The 12,929-nt window shown below is 44.4% G+C and carries 12 protein-coding genes; 10 read left to right on the top strand and 2 right to left on the bottom strand.

From position 1 onward, the window contains the following. The first annotated feature begins 18 nt into the window (after nucleotides 1-18). The 3 genes from DKW60_RS01845 to DKW60_RS01835 all read left to right on the top strand — a co-directional run bounded on the left by DKW60_RS01845 (nucleotide 19) and on the right by DKW60_RS01835 (nucleotide 3,589). On the top strand, nucleotides 19-381 hold the full coding sequence (locus tag DKW60_RS01845; protein ID WP_109835967.1) for a roadblock/LC7 domain-containing protein: 363 nt from the start codon (nucleotides 19-21) through the stop codon (nucleotides 379-381). Nucleotides 382-389: 8 nt separating this feature from the next. Beyond that, complete coding sequence (locus DKW60_RS01840; RefSeq protein ID WP_109835966.1) at nucleotides 390-2,117, top strand: FimV/HubP family polar landmark protein; 1,728 nt, start codon at nucleotides 390-392, stop codon at nucleotides 2,115-2,117. A 143-nt stretch (nucleotides 2,118-2,260) separates the two neighbouring features. After that, nucleotides 2,261-3,589, top strand: coding sequence for a FimV/HubP family polar landmark protein (locus tag DKW60_RS01835; protein WP_181389548.1), 1,329 nt, complete (start codon nucleotides 2,261-2,263; stop codon nucleotides 3,587-3,589). Between the two features lie 75 nt (nucleotides 3,590-3,664). On the opposite strand, the gene DKW60_RS01830 is transcribed toward DKW60_RS01835, so the two are convergent. Then, a complete protein-coding gene (locus DKW60_RS01830) occupies nucleotides 3,665-4,054 on the bottom strand; it encodes a rhodanese-like domain-containing protein (protein ID WP_109835964.1) in 390 nt (129 codons plus the stop codon). Nucleotides 4,055-4,199: 145 nt separating this feature from the next. Here DKW60_RS01830 and cmk point away from each other — a divergent pair, with 145 nt between their 5' ends. From cmk to pyrF, 5 genes are all read left to right on the top strand, one after another. Continuing rightward, nucleotides 4,200-4,871 (top strand): (d)CMP kinase, encoded by a 672-nt coding sequence (cmk, locus tag DKW60_RS01825; RefSeq protein WP_109835963.1) that lies wholly within the window; start codon nucleotides 4,200-4,202, stop codon nucleotides 4,869-4,871. Between the two features lie 163 nt (nucleotides 4,872-5,034). Beyond that, complete coding sequence (rpsA, locus tag DKW60_RS01820) at nucleotides 5,035-6,699, top strand: 30S ribosomal protein S1 (protein WP_109835962.1); 1,665 nt, start codon at nucleotides 5,035-5,037, stop codon at nucleotides 6,697-6,699. Between the two features lie 192 nt (nucleotides 6,700-6,891). Beyond that, nucleotides 6,892-7,200 carry an integration host factor subunit beta gene (locus DKW60_RS01815; RefSeq protein ID WP_109835961.1) on the top strand — a complete coding sequence of 103 codons (309 nt, stop codon included), beginning with the start codon at nucleotides 6,892-6,894 and terminating at the stop codon, nucleotides 7,198-7,200. A gap of 39 nt (nucleotides 7,201-7,239) precedes the next feature. Beyond that, a complete protein-coding gene (locus tag DKW60_RS01810; RefSeq protein ID WP_109835960.1) occupies nucleotides 7,240-8,391 on the top strand; it encodes a tetratricopeptide repeat protein in 1,152 nt (383 codons plus the stop codon). 30 nt (nucleotides 8,392-8,421) lie between these two features. Then, nucleotides 8,422-9,111 (top strand): orotidine-5'-phosphate decarboxylase, encoded by a 690-nt coding sequence (gene pyrF, locus DKW60_RS01805; protein ID WP_109835959.1) that lies wholly within the window; start codon nucleotides 8,422-8,424, stop codon nucleotides 9,109-9,111. A 34-nt stretch (nucleotides 9,112-9,145) separates the two neighbouring features. On the opposite strand, the gene DKW60_RS01800 is transcribed toward pyrF, so the two are convergent. Next, nucleotides 9,146-10,045, bottom strand: a complete 900-nt coding sequence (locus DKW60_RS01800; RefSeq protein WP_109835958.1) for a lytic transglycosylase — start codon at nucleotides 10,043-10,045, stop codon at nucleotides 9,146-9,148. Between the two features lie 761 nt (nucleotides 10,046-10,806). Between DKW60_RS01800 and DKW60_RS01795 the strand changes: the two genes are divergently transcribed. Further along, complete coding sequence (locus DKW60_RS01795) at nucleotides 10,807-12,183, top strand: phospholipase D-like domain-containing protein (RefSeq protein ID WP_109835957.1); 1,377 nt, start codon at nucleotides 10,807-10,809, stop codon at nucleotides 12,181-12,183. After that, the gene (locus DKW60_RS01790) at nucleotides 12,180-12,887 is read left to right on the top strand and encodes a YiiX/YebB-like N1pC/P60 family cysteine hydrolase (RefSeq protein ID WP_109835956.1); all 708 of its coding nucleotides are present in this window, start codon (nucleotides 12,180-12,182) and stop codon (nucleotides 12,885-12,887) included. The genes DKW60_RS01795 and DKW60_RS01790 overlap by 4 nt, the downstream gene beginning before the upstream one ends. Nucleotides 12,888-12,929 lie beyond the last annotated feature (42 nt).

The raw sequence follows: 12,929 nt of genomic DNA, 5'->3' as shown, positions 1-12,929 counted from the left end.
CTTCACAGGAGTAAACGCATGCGAGCAGAGATGCTAAATTCAATTCTGAGCGATTTAAACGGCTCAACCGCTGATATTGAAGCTTCGGCGGTATTATCTAAAGATGGTCTCATGATGGCTGCTTTGTTACCGGCAGCGATGGATGAAGATCGTGTAGGTGCAATGAGTGCTGCAATGCTGTCATTGGGGGATCGCACAGCACAGGAGCTGGCTCGCGGTACATTAGAGCAAGTGTTGGTTAAGGGTGATCAAGGTTATATTCTGATGACTCATGCCGGTCATGAAGCGGTTGTAACAGTTCTGGCCAAACCAAATGCACGTCTGGGATTGATTTTCCTTGATGTTAAACGTGCTGCTGAAAGTATTGCTAAGATTATTTGAGATTGCCCATGAATAGTTCTCGTCTGATACCCACTAAGGTTCTGAGTAAGCGTCTTTTGCCGCTTGCTTTGATGAGCGTAGTTGTTTTTCAGTCTGTCGCAGTCGCTGATACTCGCTATGGACCAATCCGCTCAGGTGAAACACTCAGTAGTATTGTGAACGAGAACTATGTGCTTAGTCCCTATTCGGACCAAGTCATTATGCAGGAGATCTTCCGAAACAACCCCAATGCCTTTATTGGCAATAATATGGGGTTGTTGAGGCAGGGTGTCACATTAACACTTCCTAGCGATGAGACGATTTCATCCAGGGTTGCCCAGCCGGTGACACCAACTCGTCAAACTCAGTTAAGAGCGGCAACTGTTCGACCGGTGACACCTGTAGCTAGTCAATCCTCAGCGAACACCGCTAATCTAGACCTTCAGCGTCGTCTGGCGACAGTACGGGCTGAGCGTGATCGGTTAAACACAAAAATATCGGGTTTGGAAGGTGAGGCCTCAACCCTTGAGAGTAAAATTTCTCAGCTTGAGTCTGCGAATGCAGGTTTACAAGCGGATCTGAAGGTAGCTAATGAGTCTGTTGATGCGGCTCGTAAAGCGCTGTCGGATGCCAGAGAGTCAGCGCGTGCTGAACTTGAAAAAGCACAACAAGACGCACAGGTAGCTTTGTCAGAGGCTGAGAAAAAAGCGAATGCAGCGCTATTACAGGCTGAACAAGCTGCCAAAGAGAAGCTGGCTGAGATAGCGTCTTCGTCTGGAGCTGCTGCAGCCTCATCAGAGAACGAACAGTCCGCTTTACTGGCTGAGCGTGATGAACAAATCAGGTCTTTGGAAGCAACTGTAGCTGAGCTGAGACAAAGCCAGGCGTCAGTTCAGCAGTCACTCGACTCATCACTGAGCAACAAAGATGCTGAGCAAGCCGCAATGATAACGAAGCTTGATGATTTGACGAGTGACTTGAGTAGGGTTGAACTTGAGCTGGTGCAACTTAAAGCTAAGAATGAATCGTTAGTGGTTGAGCTTGCAGAATCCAGAGCGGCTAATGATGATTTGAAAAGTCAGAACGCAACGCTTCTGGCGAGTGTTTCATCGAGCGCTAATAGTGCAGAAACAACATCCGCGTTTAAACCTAAGACTGATATAACGCTTCCGAGTGATGAAGAGGCTACTGGTGCTTCAGGACCCACGGATGAATCGTTTGATATTACTCAGTTGAACGCTCAGACGATAAAAACTCAGCTAGAAAAGCCGGTGACATTTCCGTTATGGGGTGCGTTACTGGGCGCGCTGGCCTTAGCCTTGACAACCTTGTTGATGTTTCTTGCCAGAGGTCGGGCGAACAAAACCGTTGTGGCAGAGCCATTGATTGTCAGTGATGACGCCACCTTACCTGCTGACGATGTCGTATTCAGAGCAGCTGACCCTGAACGTATTGAGCCAGATATTGACGCATTGCGTGTGCCGCCAAGACGAGATCCTTCCAGAGTAGCTATTCTCGATCCGACGATGACTGATACGCCAACCATTCCCCCTGATGCGACAGCAGTATTAAATCCTGATACATCACAAAGTGATGCTGAATCAACTGAGATTAGCTTGAAGTTAGCCATGGCTGAGGCGTATGGTGAGATTGGTGATCTTCAGGCTGCCAACGAATTACTATTGGAAGTGCAGCAAGAGGGGAATCAAAAACAGTCAGCAACTGCGCAAATTATGCTTAGCCGGCTCGCTGGTTAAGTGCTTTATACCGTCCATCGGGATTTATAAGAATTTACTAATAACAGTGATAAATTGTTCTCAGGGATTCGCATAATAAAAATATAATAATGCAAAACACCGGGGCCAACGGGCGAATCTTCGGCACCAGGCTGGAGCATATCATGTCGGCGTTAACCTCAAAAAAACAGTCCGTTAAAGTAAAAACACTCATCAGTGCAACTATTTTTTCCGCTCTATTGAGTATGCCTGCAACCTCGTTTGCAGACGTCACTTATGGGCCAGTTCAGTCCAGAGATACTTTGGGTAAAATCGTGAAACGATTTTATGCAGGACCTAATCGGTCGACAATTTCCTTGATGAAGACGATTGTAGCGAATAATCCTCAGGCATTTGTCAGGGGTAATATGAATCTGTTGAAGAAAGATGCATTACTGGTTCTGCCCGGAAATGAGTGGTTGGTTAATGATTCACGGTTTGTATCAGGCGCTACTGCTCCATTAATAGCACAGCAAACAATAAACAGCGTTAGCGAGAGAACGACTTCTGATGCACTTGATGTGCCAAAGCGGACCCCGCAGCAAATGCAGGACCGTATTGTGTTTTTAGAGGCTGAGCGTTTGAGCCTTATTAGTCAGGTGGAAGCTTTAAAAAGAGATACAGCCAAGCTAGAGGCTAAGATTAAACGCTTGGAGTCGCAAAGTGGTAACTCAGATGAACAATTACGCGTGCTTGATAGAGAGATTATTCGTTTAACCGAGTTACTTGAAACTAAAAATAGTAGTGCTGATGCAAGCAATAGTACCACCAATGTGGTTAGTCAGGCTGATTTAACACAGCTCGGCGAGTTACAAGAGAAGTTACAAAGTGTGCAGCGTGAAACAGAACAGCTTCGTGATGAATTGAGTAAAGCCAAAACAGAACTTAGCAATAACAGCTTTCTTAAAAGTCAGGCAGATCAGACGATTGCGCAGTTAACTCAGGAAAATAGCCAGTTGCAACACTTGCTGAAACAATCTCAGCCTGGGGTGCATTATTTTGGTGAAACTGATAACAGCTCTCAACTGAGCCTGTTGGGCGGTAAAATTAGTTTTCCATCATGGTTGGCTATCTTAGGTGGGGCATTGTTTTCACTCGTTATGATTGCACTTTTGGCGACACGTCGGAAAAAGCATGACACAGACCCATTCCCAGAGAAGACAGAGAGCGAAGTCGCCACTCCGGAGACGATCAATACTTATGATGCGCTACTTGAGAGCCCTGAAGAAGATATTGAGCGTGGATTTGCACAAACAAGTAACCGACCAGAAGAGAATGTCTTCAAAATGTTTGATGAAGGCACGCTTGAGATGGACTTGAAGTTGGATATGGCGGAAGCATATCTGCAAGTATCAGACTTTGAATCGGCTAAGTCTGTACTACAGGAAGTGATTGATGGTGGAAGCGAACTTCAGCAGCGTAAGGCCACTCGTTTAATGAAGAAAGCTGCTTAATCTATTTTCGATAATCTATGAAAAGCCGATGCTTCTGTAATCACGAAGTATCGGCTTTTTTTGGCAATGAATCAGTTAGGAAGGCTGTACTACTCTTTTACCTGCTTGGGACCAGGTGGAAAACCCACCGTGCACATTAACGACAGCTTCAAAACCCATATCCTGTAGTGTTTTAGTCGCTAGCGCAGAGCGTCCACCTGTTTGGCAAAAAACCAACCAGTTATCATTTCGCCCATCACGCAGTGCCGGGTTTGCACCTTCAAACTCAATGTCTGCAGCAGCTTCAAGTAATCCTCTTGGAATATTTAAAGCCCCTTGGATGGTGCCATTGGCGTATTCGCCAGGTTCGCGAACATCCAGAATTCGATATCCTTCAGACATCAGTTTTTCAGCTTGGTCGATATCGACTTCCTTGATATGGGCCAATGCTTCAGAAATCATGCCACGTAGTGTCTTGTTACTCATACACGCTCCTCACGTAAATCGTTAATACAGTATATTAGTATAATCTAATGCAATCAATTCCTGAATGCATATAAAGGAATCCATTAGCCAAGGCTGACTTATATCGGCATAATCGCGACATTGAAAAGCGTAACAGGCAAACATTATGAATGAAGCCCCGGTAATAACTATCGATGGTCCTGCCGGCTCAGGCAAAGGGACGATTTCCCAACACGTAGCAAAAAAATTATCCTGGCATATCTTAGATAGCGGGGCGCTTTACCGCTTAGTAGCCTATGCGGCTCTGGATAAGGGATGTTCCTTTGGCGATCACGATGCGCTGGCCGATATAGCCAGAAATTTAGATGTCAGTTTTCTGCCTCAGCAGGGTGGTGTACTTAAGGTAGTTCTTGAAGGGACTGATGTGAGTCAGTCGATCCGTAGTGAATCAGCAGGTGAGGCGGCATCAAAAGTGGCTGCCGTAATCTCAGTTCGGGAGGCTTTGCTGGAACGACAGAGGGCATTTGCCGAGCCACCAGGATTGGTTGCCGATGGCAGGGATATGGGAACGGTTGTTTTTCCGAACGCTACATTAAAAATATATCTAACAGCAAGTGCTGAAGTTCGTGCGCAAAGACGTTTGAAACAGTTGAAAGATCATGGGCTTAATGCTACCCTCGCCGGCTTGGTGAGCGATATTCAGGAACGTGATGCACGGGATATGAACCGTGAGCATTCTCCACTCCGTCCTGCTGCTGATGCCCATACCGTCGATACGAGTAATCTGTCGATAGATGAGGTGGTTTCTAAAGTAATTGGTCTGTACGAAAATCGTTAACATTTTTGATAAGAGCTACTTAACACCCTGTTGACACTTATTTATTTTATCAGTCACTTAGTAGCTTTTAGTGATCCACTTTCTTTAGCAATTCCGCTACTGAAAGTTAACTCAACCCGACGTAAGCAGGGTGCTGTCGTCTATTTATTTAAGGTTTTATACCATGAGCGAAAGTTTTGCAGAGTTATTTGAAGAGAGTTTGACGTTTATTGAGATGACGCCAGGTTCTTTGGTCAACGCAACTGTTGTCGAAGTAACTCCAGATTTTGTAACAGTAAGTGCAGGCCTGAAGTCAGAAGGCGTTATTCCAGCAGAGCAGTTCAAGAACGAAGCGGGTGAACTAACCGTTGAACGTGGTGACGTTGTTGAAGTTGCATTGGAAAGCGTTGAAGATGGTTTCGGTGAAACTAAGCTGTCTCGCGAAAAAGCGCGTCGTCTACGTGCTTGGGAAGTGCTCGAAGAAGCGCTTGAAAATGACGAAATTATTACTGGTATCATCAGCGGTAAGGTCAAGGGTGGTTTCACTGTTGAACTTGGTGATATCCGTGCATTCCTACCGGGTTCTTTGGTTGACGTACGTCCAGTACGCGACACAACTTACCTTGAAGGAAAAGAGCTTGAATTCAAACTGATCAAACTTGACCAGCGTCGTAACAACGTTGTTGTTTCTCGTCGTGCAGTTGTTGAAGAAGAGTACAGCGCAGAGCGTGATGCACTTCTTGAGACGCTTGCAGAAGGTAAAGTGGTTAAGGGTATCGTTAAGAACCTTACTGACTACGGTGCATTCATCGACTTGGGTGGTATTGACGGTCTTCTACATATCACTGATATGGCTTGGAAGCGTGTTAAGCATCCTTCAGAAATCATCCAGATGGGTGATGAAGTTGACGTTAAGATCCTTAAGTTCGACAAAGAGAAGAGCCGCGTATCACTTGGTCTGAAGCAATTGGGTGAAGATCCATGGCAGGATCTAGTACGTCGTTACCCTGTTAACACACGTCTATTCGGTAAGGTGAGCAACCTAACTGACTACGGTTGTTTCGTAGAGATTGAAGACGGTGTTGAAGGTCTTGTTCACGTTTCTGAAATGGACTGGACAAACAAGAACGTTAACCCATCTAAAGTCGTTACACTAGGCGACGAAGTTGAAGTAATGATCTTGGATATCGATGCAGAACGTCGTCGTATTTCTCTTGGTATGAAGCAGTGTAAAGCGAATCCTTGGGATGAGTTTGCTAAGTCATTCAACAAGAACGACATCGTTAAAGGTAACATCAAGTCGATCACTGACTTCGGTATCTTCATCGGTCTGGACGGTGGTATCGACGGTCTTGTTCACCTATCTGACATTTCTTGGAATGTTCAGGGTGAAGAAGCAGTTCGTGACTACAAGAAGGGCGACGAAGTTGAAGCAATCGTTCTTGCGGTAGATCCTGAGCGTGAGCGTATCTCTCTCGGTATCAAGCAGATGGATCAAGATCCATTCTCTGCATTCTTCGCAGCTAACCCTAAGGGTAGCATTGTGAAGGGCACAATCACTGAAGTAACACCTAAGATGGCTAAGGTTGATCTTGGTGATGGTATTGAAGGTTCTCTACGCGCTTCTGAGCTTTCACGTGACCGCGTTGAAGATGCGAGCACTATCCTGAAAGTTGGTGAAGAGATTGAAGCTAAGTTCATGGGTGTTGATCGTAAGAGCCGCATGATGAACTTGTCTATCAAAGCGAAAGAGTATGCTGATGAAGCAGAAGTAATGAAGGAATACAGTAATCGTTCTTCTTCTGGTACTTCTTTGGGCGATATCTTCAAAGAGCAGATGGGTGAGTAATTGCGCCAAGTGTGCGTAATGTAGCTTACTAGTTAAACTGATTTATTCGGTTTAACTTGCTAAATAAAGCCGGTTGTGTTGATGCGCAATCGGCTTTTTGCATTTAAATTCAAGCTCTTATTCACTTTCTCTCTATGATTTATTCAAAAGTCGTAGTAAACTCTACTTGAACACGTCAGAGGGACAGCAGGTATGACTAAATCCGAAATTATCGATATTCTTTCCAGAAAACAAAGCCACTTAAGCGGGCGTGATGTTGAGCTATCTGTGAAAATTCTGTTGGAGCAGATGAGTGATACACTTTCTTCAGGAAACCGTATCGAGATCAGAGGGTTTGGCAGTTTTTCACTGCACTATCGTGCGGCCCGTCGTGGCCGTAACCCGAAAACTGGTGAGACGGTTGATTTGTCTCCAAAGTATGTTCCTCACTTTAAGCCTGGAAAAGCATTGCGTGATCGCGTCGATGCCTCTAAAGAAAACTTTCCGATCATCGAGCAATAATGACCGGCAATGTCTGCTACTTGCCCGGTGATTTAACTCATGACTGAGTTATTATTCCTGTTGTTGCCGTTGGCCTTTTATTCTGGCTGGCGTGCTTCAGGTAATAGCTCCAGAAAAAAATCACTTCCGGAAAAACGTCCACTATCTGACAATTTCGTGAAGGGAGTAAACTTCCTTCTGAACGAAGAGCCGGATAAAGCCTTGGATGTATTCCTTAATCGCCCTGAAATTGATGAATACACAGCGGAGACTTATCTGTTATTAGGTAATCTTTTCCGTAATAGGGGTGAAGTAGATCGTGCGCTCAGTGTTCATCAGAATTTAATCGGACGTGCATCGCTAAGCCGCGAACAAAAATCAACGACGATGCTGGCATTGGGCAAGGACTTTCTCGCTGCCGGCATGATGGATCGTGCTGAACGCGTATTCACAGAGCTACTGCAAAGTAATGCGGATGATGTGGAAGCACGTCAGGCTTTGCGCCACATTTACGAGCAAACTCAGGAATGGCAAAAAGCTATCGAGGTGACTCAGGCCGTTCAGCGCCTGAATAATGAAGATGTCAGGCATCTCATTGCAAACTATTACTGCGAACTTGCCGATGAAGCTATTGAAAAGGGCCACTTGCAGGAAGCAAATGACCACCTTGCGATAGCAGCTGCGAACTATCCCGAGTCCAGCCGGGTGAGTGTATTGAGAGCAGGTGTAGAGATGCTTCAACATAAACCCGCTGAAGCCAGCCAGCTTTACCTTGCCGCCGCTCAGGATTCGCCAAGACTGTTGGGAATGATATTCGCGCCAATGGTTGACGCTTACCAGCAAGCCGGCACCATCGATCAGTTGCAAGACCAATTACTGTCTATCTACGAACAATGCTCCGATGTCAAAGTATTGGAGTTTACGTTACGCCTGGCAATTGAACATGGTTTGAGTGACAAAGTTAAGTCTTGTCTGCCAGATGTGCTTGAGAAAAAGCAGCTAAACGTAAGGTCTATCAGTAAGGCGCTGACGTTGTATAATGAGCAAAGTATTATTCCTGCGGATCAATCTCTTGCGTTGATTGATAAAGCGGTATCAAATCACTTATCGACTCAACCCGGATTCCAGTGTCGTCATTGCGGATATAAAATGCATGATTTCCTGTGGCGATGTCCGGCATGTAATCATTGGGATGAAGTCGCACACATTTAAATTCATCAAATTTGATTGGGTACAAAGTACATGTCTGAAATGCTAATTGTCGCGCTTGATTTTCCTACTGCCGATCAGGCACTCCACTTTATCGAACCACTTTCACCTGATGACTGTATTCTTAAAGTTGGTTTGCAATTATACGTTGCTTCTGGCCCTCAGTTTGTCAAACGTCTGGTAGACAGTGGTTTCAAAGTATTTTTGGATCTCAAGTTTCATGATATTCCCAACACAGTCGCTGGTGCATGCCAAAGTGCAGCGGATCTTGGTGTGTGGATGATGAATGTGCATGCCGGAGGTGGTCCGGTGATGCTAGATGCGGCCGCTAAGTCTTTGGCGTCTTATGAAAAACCACCTATATTAATAGCAGTCACTGTTTTGACGTCCATGAATCAGGCACAGCTTGGAGCAACGGGTGTTTCTACCTCACCTGAAGCGCAAGTTAAACGGCTCGCGGCACTGACTGCTGAACAAGGTCTTGATGGTGTCGTCTGTTCCGCGCAAGAGTCTGCCATGTTACGTGAGCAACAAGGTCAGGATTTTGTGCTAGTCACACCAGGTATCCGCCCCTTAGGCAGTGAACAGGGTGATCAGCAGCGTATTATGACGCCACAAGATGCAAAGCAAGCAGGCTCCAGCTATATCGTAGTCGGCAGACCTATCACAGCAGCAACTAATCCGCTGGCTGTTATAAAGTCCATTAATGACTCATTACGTTGATATAACCAGAGCACTTTCAAACCATCTCAAGTCGCTAGCGAACGCGAATTCGACTCCCACTTTTGATCATGTTTGATTTCAAACCATTAAGACGCTTTAGCTTTTTCACTGTGGTCTTATGTGCACGGGCAATACTGTATAAGGTTTGCCCTGACTTGATGTAGTGTGTTTTGCGCTTACTGAATTTTGATTTCTTGGTAGATTTTCTATACTTCTTACTTAGGCGTGTTTTCTTGTAAGTCTTTTTAGTCAATCTCAGGTTCTTCTTCTTAGATGATTTATATTTTTTATATTTAGACTTTTTCAGCGATACCTTGCGTGATTTAACAGGAACAATACCGGGGCCCTTACCGCGTGTCAGTGTGCTGTATGCACGCATCACGTGTCTGGAATAACGTTTGACCTGATTGAATTTAGGGCCATACTTCTTGCTAACCGCACCTGGGCCACCATTGTAGGCAGCGGCAGCATAGTGCTTATTTCCGTTATAGCGAACTAGCAGTCGCTTTAGATATTTGGTGCCACCATGAATGTTTTGCCATGGACTATAGCCATTCTTTACACCTAGTTCTCTGGCTGTGCCCGGCATTAATTGCATTAAGCCTTTTTCACCTAAACCTCCGCGAGCGCGTGGGTTGAAGCAACTTTCAACAGCAATTACCGATCGGATGAAGTGTGCACTCACGCCGTATTTTTTAGCGGCGCTGTTGATGGTTCCGGCAAAGCGCTTTGACTTTCGTAACAATGTTTTACGACTGTACTGGTCACAGGTAAACACTGAGCGGCGCTTTTTCTTACTTGATTTACGAGCCTTCTTGCTGCTGACAGAATACTTTTTTGCGGACTTCTTAGATGGTGCGGCAAAAGCATCTGGTGGGGAACTTAAGGCTAACATTACAGCCAGAGCACAAAGGCTGGTAATTGGCTTCTTCATTTTAACTCCATGCAACTTTCTTAAGACTAGTTAACTAGTCGTAGTATTTGAAATAGGAAGAAGTGAATAAAAGAGGGAGAGAAGCTGAAACCATGCAAAGGCAGACAGTCAGGTGACACAACCTGACTGTCTGGTATACACAGTTGACGTAGTCCAACGAATTGGACTAAATCTTATCCAAGCTAAAGGCAGTTACTAACATCCTTGTTTCTAACCCAACCATTTAGTCGATAAATACATAATCTCGGGGGATAAACCATGTATTAAAATCTGTGTGTCCTATTCCATTTGATACACACAGAAACTCGCCGCCCCTAATAGGTTCAGCTGGCGTTAAGTTGACATTAAGGTGACAAGCTTACAAAGAAAAAAAATCTATCATTACCAATTGTATTTTTTATTAATAACGAAGTGATACAGAAGTTAGACGTGCCAGGCTTTTTTAGCACTACTGAGCGATATTATTAATATGTTTTCTATCTTACTGATATATATGCTTATGTTTAGGTTTATTTTAACAAGTGATAATCTAATTCTCTATTGTCGATATACCCGTTATTAATATCAGCTTAGACATGGGTGCTTGTCATATTGCTATTATTGAAATATTTTATGTGGGTAAATAAGCGCCAAAATAGAGATATTTAAGCCGTACAGGGCATGGTTTTAGTTTGACTTAATGATATAAAATGAACAAAAAATTTAAATGCAGCGACAATACTTTATTGTTTTATTCGACTTCACATTAACATCGGTAATTTATGTCACACAGACCTGAAGCTCTGGACGAGCTAACCAATAGTACGATTCGCAGTGGTAACAGCATTCGGTTTTTGCCGAGTGGTGCAGAGTCATTTGAAGTTCGTTGGCGTTTGCTGGATGAGGCAAAACATTCTATCCACATAGCAACCTTCTCTATGATGAAGGATGAAACGACCGAAAGAATGGAGAAGGTGTTACATCAGAAACTTAAGGAAGGAGTTGAAGTTCGGATTATTCTTGATGAAATCGTGAATAGAACCACGTTTGCCGGACCAATGATAAAGCGACTCAGAGATGCCGGTGCTTATGTGCATGGCTACAATGGCTTATTTGAGGAGTGGTTACCGTTTCCTAAACATACCGGGCCACTCAAGCATGTCATGCAAGGCATCAAGCTCAAACTAAAACGTCACTATCACGAGAAGTATATGGTGGTAGATGGCACTGAGGTAGTTTTAGGGGGCATTAACTGGGGTGATAAATACGCTTATGGTGGGGTTAAATCATTCGCATGGCGAGACACGGATGTGTATCTTCGGGGACCTGTTGTGCATGACATACAGATGCAATTTCTGAAGGATTTCACACGCTATAAAGAATGGGATCAACGAACCGCGTCACAAGCCATGACATATCCTGAGTTTGTCAAATTACAGACACCGCCTGATCTGACGAAACTTGCACAGCAATATGCGCCTCACCTTCCTGAGCAAGCAAATGCAGGCTCGGTGGATGTCCGTTACGTCGCTCACAAACCTTACGATGATAATGATCTGCCGCTCACTCATGCATTTCTGACGCTTATCAAAAACGCAGAAAAAAGCATTTACTGGGGTTGCCACGGTATTCGTCCGCCACGCATCGTTGCTGAATACTTAGCAGATGCAGTGGCTCGCGGCGTTGAGGTTCACTTAATTACTAACTCACAATATTCTTCGCAATCGCTCATGGTCAAAGGTTTGCTGGGGTGGATGTACAAGGAGTGCACCAAGCATTATCGGGGGCTCTTAGAGAGTGGGGTGAAGATCTATGAATGGCAGTTAGAAGGAGCTTTTCATTCCAAGAATTTTTTGGTCGATGAGCAAATAGCGTCAGTGGGTTCTTATAATATTGCCCGTGGCTCGACTTACCATCACTCTGAAAGCAACATCTTTGTCTATGATGACGAGTTCGCACAGCAAGTGAAGCAGCAGTTCGATGACGATATTACGCATTGCAAATTGGTCAATCTGGATCAGATAGCGCCTAGATTACCCAAAGAGGATGCTTACTCCAGACCATTGCACGAGCGTGATTTAATGATCCGCAAGGAAATGGTTCCTGAGGGTATACAAAAGGAGCTTGACCAAGGCACTTATAAAAGGATTCTGACATGAATCTGTTAACTCAGATTTACAATAATACCTTGAAAATATTCGGTGACTTAAAGGTTTATAAGTTTCCGTTTTTTCTGCTGTACGACCCCGGTAGTTACTTGATCAAGGGCGATGAAACCCGTGAGATTATGAAGACCCTGCAGCCCGGAGATATTGTAGTTCGTGGTTATAAAAACTACCTCGATGGCTATTTCATACCCGGTTTCTTTTCTCATGTGGGTCTGTATTTAGGTGATGTGCCAAACGAAGATAATATTACTTTGTTACCCTCAGTGAAGAGCCAGTTCTATGCTGAGGGTGAGCAAATTGTCGTACACGCCATGGCAGAAGGTGTGTTCATGGAAGACTTATTAAACTTTTGTCGCTGTGATTATCTGTTAATACTCCGCTCCTCAAAAATCACGCAAGATAACGTCAATGAAATCTATAACCGCGCATTGATGACCTTGGGCACACCCTATGATTTTCGTTTTGATTTCTCACAATATAATAATATGTCCTGTACGGAATTTGTTTATGTATGTCTTGAGGAAATCATGCAGGAAGAGGGCGTAAGACTCAGAGATCGTCGTGCCCCTTTTACCAAACGACCTACATTGATCCCTGATGACTTTATCGACTCAGATTTGGAGTTGATCTGGGCAAGTCAGGGAATTCCTGAGGGTAAAATTTCTGAAATTAAATCAGCGGACGTCACTAACTGAGTATGGGATTTCAGTTTTAATATGTAATTATCGGCCTATATG

Origin of the sequence: Leucothrix pacifica, assembly GCF_003172875.1 — a bacterium.
Taxonomy (GTDB): Bacteria; Pseudomonadota; Gammaproteobacteria; order Thiotrichales; family Thiotrichaceae; genus Leucothrix; species Leucothrix pacifica.
The sequence above is the reverse complement of the archived record's forward strand: the minus strand, read 5'-3'. Positions and strand labels throughout refer to the sequence as shown.